This is a genomic window from Bradyrhizobium liaoningense, assembly GCF_018130955.1.
GTDB lineage: Bacteria > Pseudomonadota > Alphaproteobacteria > Rhizobiales > Xanthobacteraceae > Bradyrhizobium > Bradyrhizobium liaoningense_C.
This window is the reverse complement of the sequence record NZ_JAFCJM010000034.1, coordinates 1-18,501: the sequence shown is the minus strand read 5'-3', so window position 1 is coordinate 18,501 and position 18,501 is coordinate 1. Positions and strand designations below refer to the sequence as shown.

23 protein-coding genes are annotated in these 18,501 nt (G+C 63.8%); 12 read left to right on the top strand and 11 right to left on the bottom strand.

Annotated elements, in window-relative coordinates; translation table 11 throughout:
• Positions 1-59: 59 nt before the first annotated feature.
• Entirely contained in the window at positions 60-1,589 is a 1,530-nt protein-coding gene (locus JQ632_RS24955) for a malonyl-CoA synthase (RefSeq protein ID WP_212405242.1), read from the bottom strand.
• Between the two features lie 87 nt (positions 1,590-1,676).
• Between JQ632_RS24955 and JQ632_RS24950 the strand changes: the two genes are divergently transcribed.
• The 4 genes from JQ632_RS24950 (at position 1,677) to JQ632_RS24935 (ending at position 4,960) form a co-directional block, all read left to right on the top strand.
• The gene (locus tag JQ632_RS24950) at positions 1,677-2,438 is read left to right on the top strand and encodes an SDR family oxidoreductase (protein ID WP_212405241.1); all 762 of its coding nucleotides are present in this window, start codon (positions 1,677-1,679) and stop codon (positions 2,436-2,438) included.
• Positions 2,439-2,734: 296 nt separating this feature from the next.
• Positions 2,735-3,289, top strand: a complete 555-nt coding sequence (locus JQ632_RS24945; protein WP_212405240.1) for a fasciclin domain-containing protein — start codon at positions 2,735-2,737, stop codon at positions 3,287-3,289.
• A gap of 185 nt (positions 3,290-3,474) precedes the next feature.
• Entirely contained in the window at positions 3,475-4,104 is a 630-nt protein-coding gene (locus JQ632_RS24940) for a cytochrome b/b6 domain-containing protein (protein ID WP_212405239.1), read from the top strand.
• A 73-nt stretch (positions 4,105-4,177) separates the two neighbouring features.
• Positions 4,178-4,960: a molybdopterin-binding protein gene (locus JQ632_RS24935; RefSeq protein ID WP_212405238.1), complete on the top strand. Its 783-nt coding sequence runs from the start codon at positions 4,178-4,180 to the stop codon at positions 4,958-4,960.
• 111 nt (positions 4,961-5,071) lie between these two features.
• Here JQ632_RS24935 and JQ632_RS24930 read toward each other — a convergent pair whose 3' ends face one another.
• On the bottom strand, positions 5,072-6,277 hold the full coding sequence (locus JQ632_RS24930; protein ID WP_212405237.1) for a YbfB/YjiJ family MFS transporter: 1,206 nt from the start codon (positions 6,275-6,277) through the stop codon (positions 5,072-5,074).
• A 244-nt stretch (positions 6,278-6,521) separates the two neighbouring features.
• Between JQ632_RS24930 and leuB the strand changes: the two genes are divergently transcribed.
• On the top strand, positions 6,522-7,634 hold the full coding sequence (leuB, locus tag JQ632_RS24925) for a 3-isopropylmalate dehydrogenase (protein WP_212405236.1): 1,113 nt from the start codon (positions 6,522-6,524) through the stop codon (positions 7,632-7,634).
• A gap of 175 nt (positions 7,635-7,809) precedes the next feature.
• Here the strand turns inward: leuB and JQ632_RS24920 are convergent, their stop codons facing one another.
• Both JQ632_RS24920 and JQ632_RS24915 read right to left on the bottom strand, forming a co-directional pair.
• Positions 7,810-8,199, bottom strand: a complete 390-nt coding sequence (locus JQ632_RS24920; protein WP_212405235.1) for a hypothetical protein — start codon at positions 8,197-8,199, stop codon at positions 7,810-7,812.
• A 156-nt stretch (positions 8,200-8,355) separates the two neighbouring features.
• A complete protein-coding gene (locus tag JQ632_RS24915) occupies positions 8,356-9,138 on the bottom strand; it encodes a hypothetical protein (RefSeq protein WP_212405234.1) in 783 nt (260 codons plus the stop codon).
• Between the two features lie 117 nt (positions 9,139-9,255).
• On the opposite strand from JQ632_RS24915, the gene JQ632_RS24910 reads away from it, so the two are divergent.
• Positions 9,256-10,290, top strand: coding sequence for an aspartate-semialdehyde dehydrogenase (locus tag JQ632_RS24910; RefSeq protein ID WP_212405233.1), 1,035 nt, complete (start codon positions 9,256-9,258; stop codon positions 10,288-10,290).
• Positions 10,291-10,448: 158 nt separating this feature from the next.
• Here JQ632_RS24910 and JQ632_RS24905 read toward each other — a convergent pair whose 3' ends face one another.
• Positions 10,449-11,093, bottom strand: a complete 645-nt coding sequence (locus tag JQ632_RS24905) for a carbonic anhydrase (protein WP_212405232.1) — start codon at positions 11,091-11,093, stop codon at positions 10,449-10,451.
• Positions 11,094-11,221: 128 nt separating this feature from the next.
• On the opposite strand from JQ632_RS24905, the gene JQ632_RS24900 reads away from it, so the two are divergent.
• On the top strand, positions 11,222-12,103 hold the full coding sequence (locus tag JQ632_RS24900; protein WP_212405231.1) for a CoA ester lyase: 882 nt from the start codon (positions 11,222-11,224) through the stop codon (positions 12,101-12,103).
• A 119-nt stretch (positions 12,104-12,222) separates the two neighbouring features.
• Here JQ632_RS24900 and JQ632_RS24895 read toward each other — a convergent pair whose 3' ends face one another.
• The 5 genes from JQ632_RS24895 to JQ632_RS24875 all read right to left on the bottom strand — a co-directional run bounded on the left by JQ632_RS24895 (position 12,223) and on the right by JQ632_RS24875 (position 15,836).
• A complete protein-coding gene (locus tag JQ632_RS24895) occupies positions 12,223-12,642 on the bottom strand; it encodes a helix-turn-helix transcriptional regulator (protein ID WP_212405230.1) in 420 nt (139 codons plus the stop codon).
• Between the two features lie 171 nt (positions 12,643-12,813).
• Positions 12,814-13,518, bottom strand: coding sequence for an ion transporter (locus JQ632_RS24890; RefSeq protein WP_212405229.1), 705 nt, complete (start codon positions 13,516-13,518; stop codon positions 12,814-12,816).
• Between the two features lie 291 nt (positions 13,519-13,809).
• A complete protein-coding gene (locus tag JQ632_RS24885) occupies positions 13,810-14,595 on the bottom strand; it encodes a hypothetical protein (protein WP_212405228.1) in 786 nt (261 codons plus the stop codon).
• Positions 14,596-14,676: 81 nt separating this feature from the next.
• Entirely contained in the window at positions 14,677-15,282 is a 606-nt protein-coding gene (gene leuD / locus JQ632_RS24880; RefSeq protein WP_212405227.1) for a 3-isopropylmalate dehydratase small subunit, read from the bottom strand.
• Between the two features lie 155 nt (positions 15,283-15,437).
• The gene (locus JQ632_RS24875) at positions 15,438-15,836 is read right to left on the bottom strand and encodes a metallopeptidase family protein (protein ID WP_212405226.1); all 399 of its coding nucleotides are present in this window, start codon (positions 15,834-15,836) and stop codon (positions 15,438-15,440) included.
• 156 nt (positions 15,837-15,992) lie between these two features.
• On the opposite strand from JQ632_RS24875, the gene JQ632_RS24870 reads away from it, so the two are divergent.
• From JQ632_RS24870 to JQ632_RS24855, 4 genes are all read left to right on the top strand, one after another.
• The gene (locus tag JQ632_RS24870) at positions 15,993-16,277 is read left to right on the top strand and encodes a hypothetical protein (RefSeq protein WP_212405225.1); all 285 of its coding nucleotides are present in this window, start codon (positions 15,993-15,995) and stop codon (positions 16,275-16,277) included.
• Between the two features lie 46 nt (positions 16,278-16,323).
• Positions 16,324-16,692 (top strand): hypothetical protein, encoded by a 369-nt coding sequence (locus tag JQ632_RS24865; RefSeq protein WP_212405224.1) that lies wholly within the window; start codon positions 16,324-16,326, stop codon positions 16,690-16,692.
• Between the two features lie 87 nt (positions 16,693-16,779).
• Positions 16,780-17,007 (top strand): hypothetical protein, encoded by a 228-nt coding sequence (locus JQ632_RS24860; RefSeq protein ID WP_212405223.1) that lies wholly within the window; start codon positions 16,780-16,782, stop codon positions 17,005-17,007.
• 89 nt (positions 17,008-17,096) lie between these two features.
• Positions 17,097-17,357, top strand: a complete 261-nt coding sequence (locus tag JQ632_RS24855) for a hypothetical protein (RefSeq protein ID WP_212405222.1) — start codon at positions 17,097-17,099, stop codon at positions 17,355-17,357.
• Between the two features lie 13 nt (positions 17,358-17,370).
• Here JQ632_RS24855 and JQ632_RS24850 read toward each other — a convergent pair whose 3' ends face one another.
• Complete coding sequence (locus JQ632_RS24850) at positions 17,371-17,670, bottom strand: DUF1330 domain-containing protein (RefSeq protein ID WP_212405221.1); 300 nt, start codon at positions 17,668-17,670, stop codon at positions 17,371-17,373.
• Between the two features lie 171 nt (positions 17,671-17,841).
• On the opposite strand from JQ632_RS24850, the gene JQ632_RS24845 reads away from it, so the two are divergent.
• Positions 17,842-18,375: a hypothetical protein gene (locus tag JQ632_RS24845; RefSeq protein WP_212405220.1), complete on the top strand. Its 534-nt coding sequence runs from the start codon at positions 17,842-17,844 to the stop codon at positions 18,373-18,375.
• Positions 18,376-18,501 lie beyond the last annotated feature (126 nt).

Here is an 18,501-nt window from a genome sequence, read left to right as displayed (position 1 = left end):
CTTCGCCGGGACGACACCGAGGACGTCGCGCGGGCGTGCGCTCTCTCAGGTGCGCGCCCCTACTTCTTCGAATAAATATCCTTATACGTATCCCGCAGCACGTTCTTTTGCACCTTGCCCATGGTGTTGCGCGGGAGTTCATCGACGACGAAGACGCGCTTGGGCATCTTGAATTTTGCCAGCCGCCCGTCGAGCGCCTTCAGCACCGAGGCTTCGCTCACCTCAGCGCCCTTGTTGCAAACGAGAACCGCCGTGACGCCCTCGCCGAAATCGGCATGCGGAACGCCGATCACGGCTGACTCGATCACGCCGGGCATGGCGTCGATCTCGCTCTCGATTTCCTTCGGGTAGACGTTGAATCCGCCCGAGATCACGAGGTCCTTGCCGCGGCCGAGGATGTGGACGTAGCCTTTGGCGTCGATCTTGCCGAGGTCGCCGGTGATGAAGAAACCGTCGGGACGGAATTCGGACTTGGTCTTCTCCGGCATGCGCCAATAGCCCTTGAAGACGTTCGGGCCCTTCACCTCGATCATGCCGATCTCGTCGCGGGCGAGCTCCTTACCCGTCTCGGGGTCGGTGACGCGCACGGAGACGCCGGGGAGGGGGAAGCCAACCGCGCCGGGTACGCGCTCGCCGTCATAGGGGTTCGACGTGTTCATGTTGGTCTCGGTCATGCCGTAGCGCTCGAGCACGGCGTGTCCGGTGCGCGCCGACCATTCGCGATGGGTCTCGGCGAGCAGCGGCGCCGAGCCCGAGATGAAGAGACGCATGTGCTTTGTCGTCTCGTGCGACAGCGCGGGGTTCTGGAGCAGGCGGGTATAGAATGTCGGCACGCCCATCAGCACGGTCGCGCGCGCCATCAGCTTGATGATCAGGTCCGGATCGAGTTTTGGCAGGAAGATCATCGACGCGCGCGAGAACAGCGTCACGTTGGTCGCCACGAACAGGCCGTGCGTGTGGTAGATCGGCAGCGCGTGGATCAGCACGTCCTTGTCGGTGAAGCGCCAGTAGCCGACGAGCGAGCGCGAATTCGACGCGAGATTGTCGTGCGTGAGCATCGCGCCCTTGGAGCGGCCGGTGGTGCCCGACGTGTAGAGGATCGCAGCGAGATCGTCGCCAGCGCGCGGCACGGTTGCGAAATCGCTCTTCGCCGTCGCCGCTGCGTCCGTCAGCGAACCCTTGCCATCCGGCCCGAGCGTCTCGACCTTGGCCTTCACTTTGGCCGCGATCGCGGCAAGTCCCTCGGCCTTGGAGGGATCGCACACCACCAGCGACGGTTCGGCGTCGGTGATGAAGTAGTCGAGCTCGTTCAGCGTATAGGCGGTATTCAGCGGCAGATAGACCGCGCCGGCGCGCACGGTCGCGAGATAGAGCACGATGTTGGCGACGGATTTTTCGACCTGCACGGCGACCCGGTCGCCCACCTTCACCCCACGCTCGACCAGCACATTCGCCATTTGCCCGGCACGCGCGATCAGATCGCCATAGCTGATATGGCCGCCGTCCTGCGTCTCGATCGCAAGGCGCGTCGGATCGTCGAGGCCGTCGAACAGGCGGGAAAACAAATTGGCGTTGGCAGCTTGGTTCATGCGACAGTCCCTCACCGGCACTGGCCGGCCAAAAGCGAGGGCTGGATTAGCAAAAACAGCCCCGATCGGGCAACGGAGACAGTTTGCATGACAAACGACAGGAAACGCGTGGCCTGGGTCACGGGCGGCGGCAGCGGGATCGGGGAGGCCGCCGCAGAGGCGCTCGCGGCCGACGGCTGGACGGTGGTGGTCTCGGGCCGGCGCAAGGAGCAGCTCAATTCCGTGGTTGCGAAGATCACCAAGGCGGGCGGCTCGGCGGAAGCGATCGCGCTTGACGTGTCCAATGCTACTGCCGCCCAGAAGGCCGCCGGCGCCATCGTGGCCAAGCATGGCCGCATCGACCTGCTGGTCAACAATGCCGGCATCAACGTTCCCAAGCGGAGCTGGAAGGACATGGAACTGGAGGGCTGGGACCAGCTCGTCCAGGTCAATCTCAACGGCGTGCTCTATTGCATGTGCGCGGTGCTGCCGACGATGCGCAAGCAGCAGGACGGCTCGATCATCAACGTCTCGTCCTGGGCCGGCCGCCATGTCTCGAAGATGCCGGGCCCGGCCTACACCACGACCAAGCATGCGGTGCTGGCGCTGACCCATTCCTTCAACATGGACGAATGCGTCAACGGCCTGCGCGCCTGCTGCCTGATGCCGGGCGAGGTCGCTACGCCGATCCTGAAGCTGCGCCCGGTCGTGCCGAGCGAGGCGGAGCAGGCAAAAATGCTGCAGTCCGAAGATCTCGGCCGCACCATCGCCTTCATCGCCAGCATGCCGGCGCGGGTCTGCATCAACGAAGTCCTGATCAGCCCGACGCATAATCGCGGGTTTATCCAGGCGCCGTTGAACAGGGATTGACATAGCGCTCGATGCGGTAAGGTGGGCAAAGCGAAGCGTGCCCACCAATTCTCTCTCTCAGCACAAGCGGTGGGCACGTCGCTACGCTCCTTTGCCCCTACGACGCTGAGCAAGTGGCGCGGCCTCCCACCCCACGGCCAGCCCGCCGCAAAGTTTCACGCATCACAAAGAATTTTTGTCCGAAACCGCCTCGCGAACCCTCCCGTAGTTCGGCCAACGACGACGCAACGCAGGCGCCGTTGTTGCCTCAACCCAATGGCCGGCCCCGCCGGCTACCAACTATCGGGAGACTCTCCATGTCGAAGCGTATCGCCTATCTCGCTGCCGCAGCCTTCAGCGCACTGGCTCTCACCGCGATCGTCGTCGCCCCCGCGTCCGCCGAGGAAAAGACCGTGATGGTCGGCGGCGCCGCGATGTTCCCCTCCAAGAACATCATCCAGAACGCCGTCAATTCAAAGGACCACACCACGCTGGTCGCGGCGGTGAAGGCGGCCGGCCTGGTCCAGACGCTGGAAGGCAAGGGCCCGTTCACGGTGTTCGCGCCGACCAACGCCGCCTTCGGCAAGCTGCCGGCCGGCACCGTCGACACCCTGGTCAAGCCTGAGAACAAGGCGACCCTGACCAAGATCCTCACCTACCATGTCGTGCCCGGCAAGCTCGAGGCCTCCGACCTGACCGAAGGCAAGAAACTGAAGACCGCCGAGGGCGAGGAACTCACCGTCAAGAAGATGGACGGCAAGACCTGGATCGTCGATGCCAAGGGCGGCACCTCGATGGTGACGATCTCCAATGTCAACCAATCGAATGGCGTCATCCATGTGGTCGACACCGTACTGATGCCGGCGAGCTAAACACCAGACGCCCCTGTTTCATCCCCTGACAGGGTGCGGCGAAACGCGAGCCGGGGGTGCCTCCGGCTCGCTTTTTTGTGACTACCATGCGCCGGCGGCATCGATTCGATAGGCCGGCTGGCGTAACGAAACCGGCACTACCGGCGTATAATTGCTGTCACGCGATCTCAGAGGACGGAACCGTCATGTCCACCATTGCAGCAACCGAGGCGTCCGCGACCGCTGCGCCGGCCAAAATCGTCCAGCCGGCCTGGGTGCGGACCATGCACTGGATCAACGCCGTCGCCATGATCCTGATGATCATGTCGGGCTGGCAGATCTACAACGCCTCGCCGCTGTTCGACTTCAGTTTTTCGCGCGACATCACGCTCGGCGGCTGGCTCGGCGGCGCGCTGCTCTGGCATTTTGCGGCGATGTGGCTCTTGATGATCAACGGCCTCGCCTACCTCATTACAGGTTTTGCCACAGGCCGCTTCGCCAAGAAGCTGCTGCCGATCACGCCGGCGGGCGTGATCCAGGACATCAAGGCCGCGCTGACCTTCAAGCTCAGCCATGACGATCTCACCGTCTACAACTACGTGCAGCGCGTGCTCTATGCCGGGATCATCGTGGTCGGTGTGCTCGTGGTGCTGTCGGGCCTGTCGATCTGGAAGCCGGTGCAACTGCATTGGCTGGTAACGCTGTTCGGCGACTACCCGACCGCGCGCTACGTGCACTTCTTCTGCATGGCCGCGATCTGCGCCTTCCTCGTCATTCACGTTGCGCTTGCGCTGCTCGTTCCGAAGAGCCTGCGCGCGATGATTATTGGCCGCTGAGCATGATCCGGAAAAGTGGGAACCGGTTTTCCGATCGGATCATGCTCAAACGAAGAGTTTAGGAGAAACCGTTATGGCCAAGCGTCCATTCCTTATCCCCGGCGTCGACAAGCGTCTCCTCGTGAAGGACTCGCTGAAAGTGATGCCTGATCTCACCCGCCGCCGCTTCCTCACGGCCGGCGCCAGCTTCGGCGCGCTGACCATGCTGACCGGCTGCGACGTGATCGACTCCTCGTCCGCCGAGGAGATGCTGAAGACGGTGTCAAAGTTCAACGACGCCGTGCAGGCCTTCATCTTCAATCCGGATGCGCTGGCGCCGACCTTCCCGGAGAGCGCGATCCCAAAGCCGTTCCCGTTCAACGCCTATTACAGTCTCGACGAGGCGCCCGAGGTCGACGGCAAGGCCTGGAAGCTCGAGGTGCGCGGCCTCGTCGACAACAAGAAGTCGTGGACGCTGGACGAGCTCACTCAACTGCCGCAAGTCACGCAGATCACGCGACACATCTGCGTCGAGGGCTGGAGCGCGATCGGAAGCTGGACCGGAACGCCGCTGCGCGATTTCCTCAAGCTGATCGGTGCGGATACCCGCGCGAAATATGTCTGGTTCCAGTGCGCCGACAAGGACGGCTACAATTCGCCGCTCGACATGCGCAGCGCGCTGCATCCGCAGACCCAGATGACGTTCAAGTTCGCCGGCGAGACCCTGCCGGTCGCCTATGGTTTCCCGATGAAGATCCGCGTGCCGACAAAGCTCGGCTTCAAGAATCCAAAGTACGTGATCTCGATGGAAGTCACCAACGACTACAAGGGCGGCTACTGGGAAGACCAGGGCTATAATTCGTTCAGCGGAAGCTGATGACTTCGTCATTCCGGGGCTTGCGAAGCGAGAGCCCGGAATCGATCGGGCCGCAATGTTGGTGGATGAATGGATTCCGGGTTCGCGCTTCGCAAGCCCCGGAATGACGGCCTAGACCGGCCCCACCTTCTGCTGACACAGCGCCGCGACCGCGCCGAGCGCGAGCAGCGCCGCCGACACGTTCAACGCATACGACAGGCTCCCCAGCGCATCGGTGATCGCGCCCACCACGATCGGCCCCAGCGTCTGCCCGACGCCGAACGAGATCGTCATCGCCGCGATCGCGGTTGGCCAGGCCGCCGGCGGATAGTTGAAGCGCACGAACGCAGTGGTCGAGCCGACCACCGCGAAGAAGGCGACGCCGAACACGACGGCCGAGGTCGCAAGCCAGGCGGTCGACGTTCCCAGAATAGGAAGCGCCGCGCCGAGCGCGTTGGTGCCGAGGATGATCGCGGTCGCAAGCCCGCCGCGATCGAGCGCCAGCACACGGCGCCAGAACCAGGGCGTGACGAAAGCGCTGACGCCGATCAGGCCCCAGAATGCCGCCTGCGCCGGCGCGCCGCCGCCGGCATCGCGCACATAGGCGATCATGAAGGTCATGTAGGCGATGTAGCCCGCGCCGAACAGGAAATAGGCCGCGAGATAGATCAGCACCGGCGGAAGCGCGAACGAGGCGCCGCCGGCTTCCGCAAAATTCGCAGTGCTCTCGATGCGGACTAGGAACAGCGGCACCGTCATGACGGCCGAGAGCAGCGTCAGCACCCACCACACGATCCACCACGAGCCCGGTCCGAACCATTGCAGGGTGAACGGCGCAATCAGGCCGGAGGCGAGGATGCCGATTCCGGGGCCGGCATAGAACAGGCTGAGCAGAAAATTGGCCCGCTCCGGCCGCGACTGGGCGATCACGGCGGCGAGCGCGCCGCCCGCCACGAAGGCGGCCGCTGCGCCGAGCCCCGCGATCAGCCGGGCAAAGCTCAATGCGAGGAAGTTACCGGTCAGCGCGCACAGCGCGAGCGAGGCGAGGCAGACCAGCGTTCCGCCCCGGATCGCCGCCGACCAGCCGACCCGCTTGATCAGCCGGGACGCCAGCAGCGCGCCCGCGAGATAGCCGACCGCGTTGATGGTGTTCATGAAACCGGCGGCCGAATAGGACCAGTGCAGCGAATCCCGCATGTCCGGCAGCACCAGCGCATAGGCAAAGCGGCCGATGCCGAGCCCGACGGTGGCGCCCAGCGACAGCGTCAGGATCAGGCGCGCGGGATGCGCGTTGGGCAGGGGGCGGCGGTCTTGAGCAAAGCTGTCTTGGGCGTGCAAGGGGTACTCCGGCAACAGGATTGTGGCAGGCCCCGCCCTCCCTGCACACCCGCATGGCGGCAATGGTGTCTTGCCAAGCCTGCAATGCCGCACTAGCACTCCGGCCGACCGTCATTCCGGGGCGCGCCGTTAGGCGCGAGCCCGGAATCCATTTCGCCGCTTGTGCCGCGGCCCGATGGATTCCGGGTTCGCTCGCTTTGCTCGCGCCCCGGAATGACGAGGTGAGATCAAAGAGGAACGGACCATGGCGACCCACAAATTGCTGCTGCTCCCCGGTGACGGCATCGGCCCCGAGGTGATGGGCGAGGTGAAGCGGCTGATCGACTGGCTGAATGCGGCAGGCATTGCCAAATTCGAGACCGACACCGGGCTCGTCGGCGGCGCGGCCTTTGACGCGCACAAGGTGTCGATCTCCGAGGGCGACATGGCCAAGGCGAAGGACGCCGACGCCGTGATTTTTGGCGCGGTGGGCGGCCCGAAATGGGATGCGGTGCCCTATGACGTCCGCCCCGAAGCCGGCCTGCTGCGGCTGCGCAAGGATCTCGCGCTGTTCGCCAACCTCCGCCCCGCCGTGTGCTATCCGGCGCTGGCGGACGCTTCCAGCCTGAAGCGCGAGGCGATCGAGGGCCTCGACATCGTCATCGTGCGCGAGCTCACCGGCGGCGTCTATTTCGGCGAGCCCAAGACCATCACCGATCTCGGCAACGGCCAGAAGCGCGCCGTCGATACCCAGGTCTACGACACCTATGAGATCGAGCGCATCGGCCGCGTCGCCTTCGAGCTTGCGAAGAAGCGCAAGAACAAGGTGACGTCGATGGAGAAGCGCAACGTCATGAAGTCGGGCGTGCTCTGGAACGAGGTCATGACCCAGGTCCACAAGCGGGAATATCCTGATGTCACGCTCGAGCACCAGCTCGCCGATTCCGGCGGCATGATGCTGGTGAAATGGCCGAAGCAATTCGACGTCATCGTCACCGACAACCTGTTCGGCGACATGCTCTCGGATATCGCCGCGATGCTCACGGGATCGCTCGGCATGCTGCCCTCGGCTTCGCTCGGCGAGGTCGACGTCAAGAGCAAGAAGCGCAAGGCGCTGTATGAGCCCGTGCACGGCTCGGCGCCCGACATCGCGGGCAAAGGCCTTGCCAATCCGATCGCAATGATCTCGTCGTTCGGCATGGCGCTGCGCTATTCCTTCGACATGGGCGCTCTTGCCGACAAGCTCGACGCCGCGATCGCAGCGGTGCTCGCCAGCGGCCTGCGCACCGCCGACATCAAGTCGGAAGGCACCAAGGCTGCCTCGACCACGCAGATGGGCGAAGCGATCCTGAAGGAATTGCAGAAGCTGCACGCGTAAGGCTCACGCCGTCATTCCGGGGCGGCTCGAAGAGCCGAACCCGGAATCTCGAGATTCTCAGGTGCGCAATTGCGCACCATAGTTCGATGCTGCGCATCGCCCCGGAATGACGCAGCCAAGAAAAGCAAATGGCCGGGACAAGCCCGGCCATTTCGATGCAGATGTCTCGTTCAGCTCAATACAACGGCAATGGGAAGGCGGTCGGATAGCCGCCGACATCAGCCGGCGTCGAGAGCGGCTGGCGATCGATCGGGCGGTTGTTGTTTTCGCGTGCGAACGTTGGGTATCCGATCGCAGGCGGATACGCGTAGTCCATGAACTTGCGGTCGCCCGGATTGACTTCGGTGCCGCCGTCGAGCCAGGAGCGCTTGGACACGTAGAGGCGGGTGCGCGGGCCCTGCTGATAGACCACGTTGGGACCGTTCGGGCCGTAATAGACGCGGCCGCGCTCGTCATAAGTGCGCTTGGTCTTGGCTTCGGCCGAGGCCGCAAAACCGATGGCAATAACGGCGCCCGCTGCCAGCCAGAGTGCCATTTTGTTCGCGGCAGAAAATTTCGAGCTCATCAGGTCCCCTTCAGGCGGGCCAGCCGCCAGTCAGTTTCGCCCCATACTAGCGCGCCAACGATGGCCGCAACTAGGTCAATTGGGTCACACCAAGCCGGAATAATCGGACCCGCGGCCAAAAGTTGCATGTAATCCAGCCACTTGGCTTGATGCGTCTCAAAGCGATCCGCGCAATTGCGCGTTGGCGGCGCCGGTCACCCAGTCGACGGGGCCGAGCGGGCCGCAGGTGCGCCGTTTGAGCTCGGCCTGGGCGAACAGTCCCGCCAGCTTGGGCTCATTGCCCGAGGTGAGCAGCGTCAGCCGGTTCAGCGTGCAGGCTATCGCCGCACGCCGGGCGGGCAGCGTGTCGCCCTGGCAGGACCAGCCCGAGATTACCAGCGACGGCTCCTCGACCCGTTTGACATAGCCAAGGCAGGACGGCGCCGGCTTGGCCGTGCCGGTGGGGCGGAACAGGGCGATCGGTCCAAACTTGGTGTCGATCGTGCCGGCCTCCTCGAGCGAGACGACCTCTCCGAGACCAATGCGGGCGGCCATGTCCGGCATGATCGACCGCGCGGGGTCGAACTCGCCGCCCGCACGGTAGATTTCGAGCTCGGCCACGCCGCCGACCCAGCGAATGACGTCCCTGCGCCCCCCTTCGGGGTGCCTCAGGACGGTGTAAGACTCTGTTTTATCTGACGAATCGATCTGGCTGACGGCAAAGGCCGGATGCGAGCGGTCGGCCACGCTCCAGCCCTGCCGGGTCGGGGCCTCGTCGCCGCGCAGGGACGGCAACTGGCCGAGCGCCGCCAGGCCCAGGATGGCAAACAGCGCCAGCGTGCCCACATAGGCGAACAGGCGTGCGAACGTGCCGACGATCTCGTCGGCGAAGCTGGCCATCGCCAGATGGAGTCTGGTCGTGGTGGGAGGTACGGCCGAAACGGCCTGGAACGGCTGCATCGAATGCCCGGGGGACGCGGTCACACGTTGTCTTGCGCCCGGTTCTCGCATAGAAGCGCTGCGCTTCCCGTGTAAGCGTCAGCGCACGGCAAGGCATTTTTCATCGGAGAGTGAACGATGGGTTACAAAGTCGCAGTCGTCGGCGCGACCGGCAATGTCGGACGGGAAATGCTCAACATTTTGGATGAGCGCAAATTCCCCGCGGACGAAGTCGTGGCCCTGGCGTCGCGCCGCAGCGTCGGCGTCGAGGTCTCCTATGGCGACCGGACGTTGAAGGTCAAAGCGCTCGAGCACTACGACTTCTCCGATATCGACATCTGCCTGATGTCGGCGGGGGGCTCGGTGTCGAAGGAATGGTCGCCGAAGATCGGCGCCGCCGGCGCGGTCGTGATCGACAATTCCTCGGCCTGGCGCATGGATCCGGACGTGCCGCTGATCGTGCCCGAGGTGAACGCGGACGCGACCAAGGGCTTTGCCAAGAAGAACATCATCGCCAACCCGAACTGCTCGACCGCGCAACTCGTCGTCGCGCTGAAGCCGCTGCACGACAAGGCGACCATCAAGCGCGTCGTGGTCTCGACCTATCAATCGGTGTCGGGCGCCGGCAAGGATGCGATGGACGAATTGTTCTCGCAGACCAAGGCCGTCTACACCAATGACGAGCTGGTCGCGAAGAAGTTTCCGAAGCGTATCGCCTTCAACGTCATCCCCCACATCGACGTCTTCATGGAGGACGGCTTCACCAAGGAAGAGTGGAAGATGATGGCGGAGACCAAGAAGATCCTTGATCCCAAGATCAAGCTCACCGCGACCTGCGTGCGCGTGCCCGTGTTCGTCGGTCACTCCGAGGCCGTCAACATCGAGTTCGAGAATCCGATCACGGCGGACGAAGCGCGCGAGATCTTGCGGAAAGCCCCCGGCTGTCTCGTCATCGACAAGCAGGAGCCCGGCGGCTACGCCACGCCCTATGAGGCGGCCGGCGAGGATGCCACCTATATCAGCCGCATCCGCGAGGATGCGACGGTGGAGAACGGTCTCGCGTTGTGGTGCGTGTCGGACAACCTCCGCAAGGGCGCCGCGCTGAACGCGATCCAGATCGCCGAAGTCCTGATCAACCGCAAGCTGATCACTGCGAAGAAGAAGGCGGCGTAAGGCGATATCTCGTAGGGTGGGTAAAGGCGCGCTCTTCGCGCGCCGTGCCCACCATCTTTCCACGATTGCAATAGACGTGGTGGGCACACCATCGGAGCGCGCGTTCGCGCGTCTCGATGGCTTTGCCCACCCGACGATTTCACGCCGAGCCGAACGACCTACGCCGCGTCCCTGATGCCGCGAAATTCCTTCGCCACCTTGTCCAGCACGAACAGCGATCCCTCCGCGACGCCGAAATAGGCGCCGTGGGTCTGCATCTGGCCGCTCTCGACGGCCTTGCGCACGAACGGGAACGTCATGAGATTTTCGAGGCTGCGGAACACCGCGGCCTTCTCGATGCGCTCGACGAATTGCGCCATGGTCTCGTGGCCGCGCTGCTCGACAACCTCGCCGGGCTTGATGAACATCTGCATCCATTTGCCGATGAAATCGCCGGGGGTGAGCGGCTCGATCTTGTCGACGAAGGCGCGGATGCCGCCGCATTGCGCATGGCCGAGCACCACGATGTGCTTCACCTTCAGCACCGTCACCGCATATTCCAGCGCCGCCGAGACGCCGTGCGCGTTGCCGTCGGGCTGATACACCGGCACCAGATTGGCGATGTTGCGGACGACGAACAGCTCGCCCGGGCCGACGTCGAAAATCACCTCCGGCGAGACGCGGGAATCGCAGCAGCCGATCACCATTACCTCGGGTGACTGCCCCTTCACCGACAACTCGCGATAGCGCGTCTGCTCGGTCGGCAGGCGCTGCGTCGAGAAGGCCTTGTAGCCGTCGAGCAAATGCTGAGGGAACGTCGTCATGGCCCCATGCCTAATCATATACCGCCGGGCCGAACAAGCCTTTCGAATAGGCAGGTGAAGTGCTATCGCCACGATCGAAAAACGGCCAAAACAGCCTTTCAGGGAACCCGCTCAGAGGAAATCATTTCATGACCCGCCCGCGCCGCAGCCATTTGTTCATGCCCGGCTCGAACCCGCGCGCGCTGGAAAAGGCGCGCAACCTGCCGGCCGACGGCCTGATCCTGGACCTGGAGGATTCGGTTGCCCCCGACGCCAAGGCGATGGCGCGGGATCAGATCGCAGCCGCCATTGCTGCGAAGGGTTTTGGCAAGCGCGAGATCCTGATCCGGACCAACGGCCTCGACACGTCCTGGTGGGGGGACGACATCGGCATGGCTGCCAAGGCCTCGCCCGATGGCATCCTGGTGCCAAAGGTCTCGAGCCCCAAGGACATCGAGATGATCGAGCGCTGCCTCGACGATCGCGGTGCGGCGCGGTCGGTCAAGGTCTGGGCCATGATCGAAACCGCGCGTGCGGTGCTGCACGCCGAGGAGCTCGCAGCCTGTGCGCGCGAGCCCGGGACCCGGCTCGCCGGTTTCGTGTTCGGGCCGAACGACATCTCGCGCGAGACGCGGATCAAGATGCTGCCGGGACGCGCGGCGATGATCCCGATGATCACCCATTGCATCCTGGCGACGCGCGCCCATGGCCTCGAAATCCTCGACGGGCCCTATAGCGACATCAACAACAGTGGAGGCTTTGCGGAAGAATGCGCGCAGGGCCGCGATCTCGGCTTTGACGGCAAGACGCTGATCCATCCCTCCCAGATCGACGCCTGCAATGTGATCTTCACGCCGCCCGCCGACGAGGTCGCGCGCGCACGAAAGATCATCGCGGCGTTCGAATTGCCGGAGAATGCCTCGCGCGGTGCGATCAGGCTCGATGGCGCGATGGTGGAGCGCCTGCACGCCGACATGGCGCGGCGCACGATAGAGATCGCGGACGCGATCGCAGCGATGGGGAAGCCGTAACAGGGCGGTGTCGGATCAGCCGATCCCGCCCGCGTTGTGCAGGTGGATGACGAGCGGCGCGGCGCCGGCGAGGACGAGCACCAGCGCAATGTGAGCCAGTGAGATGCGCACGGCGCCGCTCAGTGGGTCGTCGCAGCCGTGTGATCCAGCGTCTCCAGGGTGGGCGCGTTGAGGCAGTATTCCTGATAGTGCTCCGCGGCCGAGTGTTCGGCCAGATCGCGGTGACATTTGACCTTGTCGGGACAGAGCGCGCAGACGCGCTCCAGGTCGCGCAGCAGCAGCGGCTGGGTGCGGCCCAGGCGCTCCTGGTCGATGCCGAGCTGCTCGAGCATCTTCGGCAGCTCGTCGGCAGCATGCGGCCCATGGCGAACCAGTTGTTCCAGCTCGCTCGGCGAAACCCGCAGATCGCTCGCGATGCGGTCGAAGTTGAAGCGGTCCATCTCGCGCATTTCCTTCAGCTCGCGCCGATGCTTGAGCCAACCGGCAAACGAGTCGATCAGGTCCTGAACCACGGGATAAGGTCTGGTCTCGGTGCTCATGACGAAGCTCCATTCGGCTGCCGGGATTGGTTCCAAGTAGAGCATGTCGGCAAAATAGCGCGTTGCGCTGGATCAAATAGCAAGCAGGAGCCAAATGTGACCTGGCCAAGCCGGGAGCGGGTAGGGGCCCGTTCCCCCGTCCGCGACATACGGCTGACGCCGTGATGTTGCCTAGACCGCACCTTCGTCAGGAATGTTCAGCACGGTGCCGCACGCCTTGCAGTGCACGGCATCGACGTCGTGGCGCAGCAGGCCGCAGGTCGGGCAGGCGTGCCGGACCTTCGTCGGGCTGAACAGCACCTTTGCCAAATTCAGGAACAGCGTGACGCCGAAAATCATGATGACGACCGTGATCATGCGGCCCGCGGTTCCAGGCAGGGTGATGTCGCCGAAGCCCGTGGTCGTCAGCGCGGTGATGGTAAAGTAGAGCGCATCGGCATAGTTCTTGATGCCGGGATTCACGTTGCGCTGCGTTTCATAGACGACCCCCGTCATGATGAAGATGAAGACGGTCAGGTTGGTGACGGCAAACACGAGCTCTTCATTGCGACGAAAGAAGGCGCTGTCTTCGCGCAGGAATCGAACCACCCGAAAGGTCCGCAACAGCCGGAACGTGCGCAGCACGCGCAGAAAGCCGGCCGCTTCACTCGTCGTCGCGACCAGCAGGGACATGATCACGGCAACATCGGTCCATGTGGTGATCCTCAGCAGCTCGCGCCTGATGCGGCGACTCGCTGCGAGGCGGAACAGAAGCTCGATGAGGAAGGCAATCCCGAACGCAATGTCGAGGCCCCGGGTCAGGCCGCTGCGCGGCAAGAACGACGTGGCGACGATGAACAGGAGCGAGGTCAGATCAAAGACCAAAAGCGCGTACATGAAGCGACGCGACTGGACGCCGTGGCCGCTGTAGAGATGACGCGCCGCGCTTCGCAAGCGAAAGTATGACGTTCGGTGGGGCCCTTCAGCCTGTAATCCCAAAGCCACCAAGCTGATAGCCTCCCCCGCTCCAACGCCTTCAGTCTGCGGTGACTGTCAAAGCACTCCGCATCGGCGTTGATGGCGCCGCTCAAGGCAGCTCAAGCCGATTGAAGTGACTGCGACGGGACCAGGATTGGATTGATGTAGATCAAGGGTTGCGCAGGCGCGCACGTCCGGACGCGCGAGGCGTTACGCGAACCGCTCCGTCGCCCAGGCGTACAGGCTGCCCGGGATCGGTGGCTGGCCACCACGTCCCTTGGGCGAGATGTGCAGGCCGATAATTTGGGGGGCGCTGATGAGGCTGAGGTAGCTCGACGGCTCGAAGAACAATTTTGGTTCGGCGTGCACTGCGTAGAACGACTGCTTTGGCAGCGCGTAGCCGAGTGCATCGAAACGGCGCGCCAGCGCGGTCAGCGCGGCCGGGCCAAAGATCGCGACGCGGATGTCGGAGAGGCGGTTGGAGCCGCCGCGCAGGCGGCGCATCGCAAACGTGATGCGATGGCGCAGCGACAGCCAGTCCGGCGTCAGCTCGTCCTGCGCCATCAGCGCTTCAAACGCGCGGACGATGCCGTGATCGGGCGGCAGGTACAGCACGGAGTTGCCGAGCTGGCGCGGCCGCTCCCAGGCGAAATAGGGCTTTGCCGAATCGATGTCGACCGGCTTGAGCAGCAGCACATCGGCATCGAGCCAGAGACCTGCACGCTTCGCCATCAGCTTCATGCGGAAGAAGTCGCTGAACTGCAGCGTGGTCCAGTCGCGCCAGCTTCCGTCCGGCTGCGGCGGCCGCAGTCTTTCCGAGAACGCATGCGGCAGGATCGCTTCGGCATCGGCATTGTCGACGCCTGCGGGCAGGCCGGGGATGGTGTCGAAACTGTAGACGGTCACCCGGTGGCCGGCCGCAATCTGCGAGCGCAGACAGGTCTGGCGCAGGGCGTCCATCGGGCCATGCCAGAAGGTGACGACGTCAGGCAACATGGGCGCAAGCTATAATGGACAATGCAGGCAAAGAAAAAGCCCCGGCGCCGTCAGCACCGGGGCTCCAGCAAAACGCGAACTTCAGGCCCAGGCGCGCTCGCGCTTGAGCTTCTCCTCATAGGTGTCGATCGAAGCCTTCTTCTCCATCGTCAGGCCGATGTCGTCGAGGCCGTTGATCAGGCAGTGCTTGCGGAACGGATCGATCTCGAACTTGACCTTGCCGCCGTCGGGACCGCGGATCTCCTGGTTCGGCAAGTCGATTGTCAGCGTCGCATTGGCGCCGCGCTCGGCGTCGTCAAAGAGCTTGTCGAGGTCTTCCTGGCTGACGCGGATCGGCAGAATGCCGTTCTTGAAGCAGTTGTTGTAGAAGATGTCGCCGAACGAGGTCGAGATCACGCAGCGGATGCCGAAGTCCAGGAGCGCCCAGGGCGCATGCTCGCGGCTCGAGCCGCAGCCGAAATTGTCGCCGGCGACCAGCACCTTGGCGCTGCGATAGGCCGGCTGGTTGAGCACGAAATCCGGGTTCTCGCTGCCGTCGTCCTTGTAGCGCTGCTCGGAGAAAAGTCCCTTGCCAAGTCCGGTGCGCTTGATGGTCTTGAGGTACTGCTTCGGAATGATCATGTCGGTGTCGACATTGATGATCTTCAGCGGCGCCGCGACGCCTTCCAGCGTGGTGAACTTGTCCATGGTTGGGCTTCCCGGTTAAAGTCAGGGGACGGCTATTTATCCCGAAAAGGGGCCGAATCCTAGGCCGAATTCGGCAGTTCTGGTCTGCTTGCCGGGGCTGAGGTCGAACTGGTGCGGCATCGGGAATCCACCTCTCCCCGCTGGGGAGAGGTGAACTACTCCGCCTGGGCCTCGATCGCCTCCATATCGGCGTCCGACAGGCCGAAATGGTGGCCGATCTCGTGGATCAGGACGTGGCGGACGATATGGCCGATCGTCTCCTCATGCTCGGCCCAGTAGTCGAGGATGGGCCGGCGGTACAGCCAGACCATGTTGGGCAGGCGCGGGATGTCGCCGACACTCTGGTGCGGCAGGCCAATGCCTTGGAACAGGCCGAGCAGGTCGAACTCGCTCTCGCATTCCATCTCGTCGAGCACCTCCTCGGTCGGAAAGTCGTCGACCCGGATGATCACGCCTTCGCAGAGACTGCGAAACCGCTTGGGCAGGCGCTCGAAAATGTCGTGCGCCATCACCTCCATCTCGGCCAGCGAGGGTGCTTTCAGGTTCGTCCACATGCTCCCTCCATAGCGCGGGTTCCAAGGCGATGCATCCGGCTTTATAACCGCAGCCGTGGTTGACGTGGCTCACGAAAACGGGGAGCGTACGTCGCACTTCTGGGGGACGTTGCAGTGAGCGGGACGATGCGGATAGCGGCGGTGGCGGTACTTTGCATGGGGTTGTTTTCGCCATTTTGCCCCGATGCCCAAGCCCAGACGGCCGGCGGCGAGATCCGGCTGGCGCAGGCCGTTCCACCAGACGGCCCGCCGCCGCGCAAGCGGCCGCCGACCAGGCTCCGCGTAAACCCCTATTACTATGACGACGAGATCCGGGTGTACCCGCGCTACAATCCCGGCCCCGACGCGGTGCGCGAGTGCAACGCCACCTATGTGCAGGAATATCGGCCGAGCGGCACGGTGATCGTGCCGCGCATGAGCTGCTACTGGCGCCGCGGCTGACGCAGAGCATGATCCGGAAAAGTGGGGTCCGGTTTTCCGAAAGATCATGCTCAAGCAGAAACAAGCGATATCGATCGTCAGATCGTATCGCGCTCTATTGACCGCGCAGCGCGCCGATCAAGCCGGCGCCGACGATCAGCGCGGACGCACCATAGACCAGGATCGCCATCACCGCCTGCGTGAAGGTACCAGCCGTTCCCGCATCGACGCCAGGTCCTTGGGCGGCAACTGCTGCTGCGCTCGCACCAGGGAGCGCGCATGCCACGACAGTGAAACGGAATATTCGCAAACCACGAGATCGGACCATGACCATCTCCTGCGTTCGTTCGATCAGGCTGGCTGTGGTGCGCAGGCGAACGCCTGTGCTGACGTCGCAGACATGCGGCCGTTGCCCGGCATTCATCATTGCGGCTGAAGCATTCATACACGATTCAGGCCGCGCGCTCTAGCGTTCTCCCCACGTCGCCACTCGACGTTTGAACTAGATCGGAGGAGAAACGAGATGTCGTCTACCCAGGTCCTTGCAAATGTGCTCGGCGTTGCCGCGGTTGGCGCGTTGATTGCTCTGGCCGCGCCGGCCGAGCGGGCGCAGGCCGCATCGCTGATCAATCCGGGCGCTGCTCAAATGGTGCAGGATGCCGCGCAGCCCGCAACGGAAGTGCATTGGCGCGGGCATCGCTGGCATCATCGCCACTGGCGTTGGCACCGCTGGCATCACCGTCATTGGTGATGCGCTGCGAAACAGGTCCGGATGACGGACCTGTTTTCACTTGCGGATGACGTCATGAAGCCCGCATGCTGAATGCTGCGGAGGGTGTCATGACGAGATGGATCGGAATGGTCGTGGCTGTCGGCATCGTGGGCTTGACGCCCTGTGCGCCGTCGATTGCCGCGACGCAGTCTGCAACGAAGCCTCAGGCGACTGACATCGGTGCGCGGCGACATGACCGCAAGCCAAGCGCCTATCGCGCCGCGCCGCCCTACGAGCCGCGCTACTACGCGCGGCCCTATTATTATCGCCCCTATCCCTACGGCGTGCCGGCACCCTTCGTGTTCGGCTTCGGGCCGTTTTGGTGGTGACGCGCGTTACGCTCTATCCGCCGGGATTAAATCCCTTCACCAGCAGCACGGTGGCTTCTGCGCCCGCCTTGCGGTCCCTTGAGATCTCCAGATATTCCGGCGCATCCGAGAAGGCGCGGAACGATGCCTCGTCGGGAAACGACATCATCACCAGCTTGTCGCAGGGCCAGGTGCCTTCGAGCACAAGCGGGCCTTCATCGGCGGCGAGCAGCCGTCCGTTGAACTTGCGAAAGACGTCGAAGAATTTTGCCTGATAGCGGTCATAGGCTGCGCGGTCGGTCATCTTCAATTGCGCGATCGCGTAGACGGTCATGCTTGCCTCTCCTGTCGCGTCACGGCGCATCGGCCGTAACACTTGTTTATTCATGAGGCATTCACCTCGCTGTCTCTAATTTAATCTTGGGAGCAACCGCAAGTGAAAAGGGCTGGCGCAGGCTGAGACGTGTCTGTGAGAGCTCCGCTGTTCAGGGACAGGGAGACGTTCATGCTGAGAACTATCGATCCCGGAGCGCGCTTGCTGCGCGGCCTCGGGCTTGCGGCCATGGCGACGCTGATGTTGTCGGCCGGCACGATGCGTCGCGCCGAAGCGGTGACCTTGATCAATCCGGCCACGGCGCCGGCGACGAAGGCCGCGACCGACGACACGATCACGCAGGTCCGTCACGGCGGCGGCGGTCATGGTGGTCATGGCGGCGGCTTCCGCGGTGGCGGTCATCACGGCGGCGGCTTTCACGGTGGCGGCTTCCGTGGCGGTCATATCGGCGGCTTTCGCGCCGCGCCGGTCTATCGCAGTCACATCGGCGGCTATCGCTACGGTGGCTTCCGGCACTATGGCGGCTACTACCACCGGCCCCATTACGGCTATCGCCACTTTCACCGACGCTACTATTACGGCGGCTACTATCCCTACTACCACTATCCCCGCCGCTGCCGGATCATCTGGACCTATTACGGCCCGCGCCGCGTCTGCCGCTGGCACCATTGGCATCGCTGGCACTATCCGTACCGCTATTGGTGAGCGGGGCGGGACGAAACGAAAAGGGCGCCGCGAGGCGCCCTTTTTTGTGGTGGTGCGCCAGGCATGGCGCGGAGCGCCATGACTGGCGCGATTTGACCGGAGTGGTGTCCGGTCGATGACTTGGAG

Excerpts from the sequence above, each read along its gene's own strand:
- JQ632_RS24955 (WP_212405242.1), bottom strand. The coding sequence starts at position 1,589 with ATGAACCAAGCTGCCAACGCCAATTTGTTTTCCCGCCTGTTCGACGGC.
- JQ632_RS24950 (WP_212405241.1), top strand. The coding sequence starts at position 1,677 with ATGACAAACGACAGGAAACGCGTGGCCTGGGTCACGGGCGGCGGCAGC.
- JQ632_RS24945 (WP_212405240.1), top strand. The coding sequence starts at position 2,735 with ATGTCGAAGCGTATCGCCTATCTCGCTGCCGCAGCCTTCAGCGCACTG.
- JQ632_RS24940 (WP_212405239.1), top strand. The coding sequence starts at position 3,475 with ATGTCCACCATTGCAGCAACCGAGGCGTCCGCGACCGCTGCGCCGGCC.
- JQ632_RS24935 (WP_212405238.1), top strand. The coding sequence starts at position 4,178 with ATGGCCAAGCGTCCATTCCTTATCCCCGGCGTCGACAAGCGTCTCCTC.
- leuB (WP_212405236.1), top strand. The coding sequence starts at position 6,522 with ATGGCGACCCACAAATTGCTGCTGCTCCCCGGTGACGGCATCGGCCCC.
- JQ632_RS24920 (WP_212405235.1), bottom strand. The coding sequence starts at position 8,199 with ATGAGCTCGAAATTTTCTGCCGCGAACAAAATGGCACTCTGGCTGGCA.
- JQ632_RS24915 (WP_212405234.1), bottom strand. The coding sequence starts at position 9,138 with ATGCAGCCGTTCCAGGCCGTTTCGGCCGTACCTCCCACCACGACCAGA.
- JQ632_RS24910 (WP_212405233.1), top strand. The coding sequence starts at position 9,256 with ATGGGTTACAAAGTCGCAGTCGTCGGCGCGACCGGCAATGTCGGACGG.
- JQ632_RS24905 (WP_212405232.1), bottom strand. The coding sequence starts at position 11,093 with ATGACGACGTTCCCTCAGCATTTGCTCGACGGCTACAAGGCCTTCTCG.
- JQ632_RS24900 (WP_212405231.1), top strand. The coding sequence starts at position 11,222 with ATGACCCGCCCGCGCCGCAGCCATTTGTTCATGCCCGGCTCGAACCCG.
- JQ632_RS24895 (WP_212405230.1), bottom strand. The coding sequence starts at position 12,642 with ATGAGCACCGAGACCAGACCTTATCCCGTGGTTCAGGACCTGATCGAC.
- JQ632_RS24890 (WP_212405229.1), bottom strand. The coding sequence starts at position 13,518 with ATGTACGCGCTTTTGGTCTTTGATCTGACCTCGCTCCTGTTCATCGTC.
- JQ632_RS24885 (WP_212405228.1), bottom strand. The coding sequence starts at position 14,595 with ATGTTGCCTGACGTCGTCACCTTCTGGCATGGCCCGATGGACGCCCTG.
- leuD (WP_212405227.1), bottom strand. The coding sequence starts at position 15,282 with ATGGACAAGTTCACCACGCTGGAAGGCGTCGCGGCGCCGCTGAAGATC.
- JQ632_RS24875 (WP_212405226.1), bottom strand. The coding sequence starts at position 15,836 with ATGTGGACGAACCTGAAAGCACCCTCGCTGGCCGAGATGGAGGTGATG.
- JQ632_RS24870 (WP_212405225.1), top strand. The coding sequence starts at position 15,993 with ATGGGGTTGTTTTCGCCATTTTGCCCCGATGCCCAAGCCCAGACGGCC.
- JQ632_RS24865 (WP_212405224.1), top strand. The coding sequence starts at position 16,324 with ATGCTCAAGCAGAAACAAGCGATATCGATCGTCAGATCGTATCGCGCT.
- JQ632_RS24860 (WP_212405223.1), top strand. The coding sequence starts at position 16,780 with ATGTCGTCTACCCAGGTCCTTGCAAATGTGCTCGGCGTTGCCGCGGTT.
- JQ632_RS24855 (WP_212405222.1), top strand. The coding sequence starts at position 17,097 with ATGACGAGATGGATCGGAATGGTCGTGGCTGTCGGCATCGTGGGCTTG.
- JQ632_RS24850 (WP_212405221.1), bottom strand. The coding sequence starts at position 17,670 with ATGACCGTCTACGCGATCGCGCAATTGAAGATGACCGACCGCGCAGCC.
- JQ632_RS24845 (WP_212405220.1), top strand. The coding sequence starts at position 17,842 with ATGCTGAGAACTATCGATCCCGGAGCGCGCTTGCTGCGCGGCCTCGGG.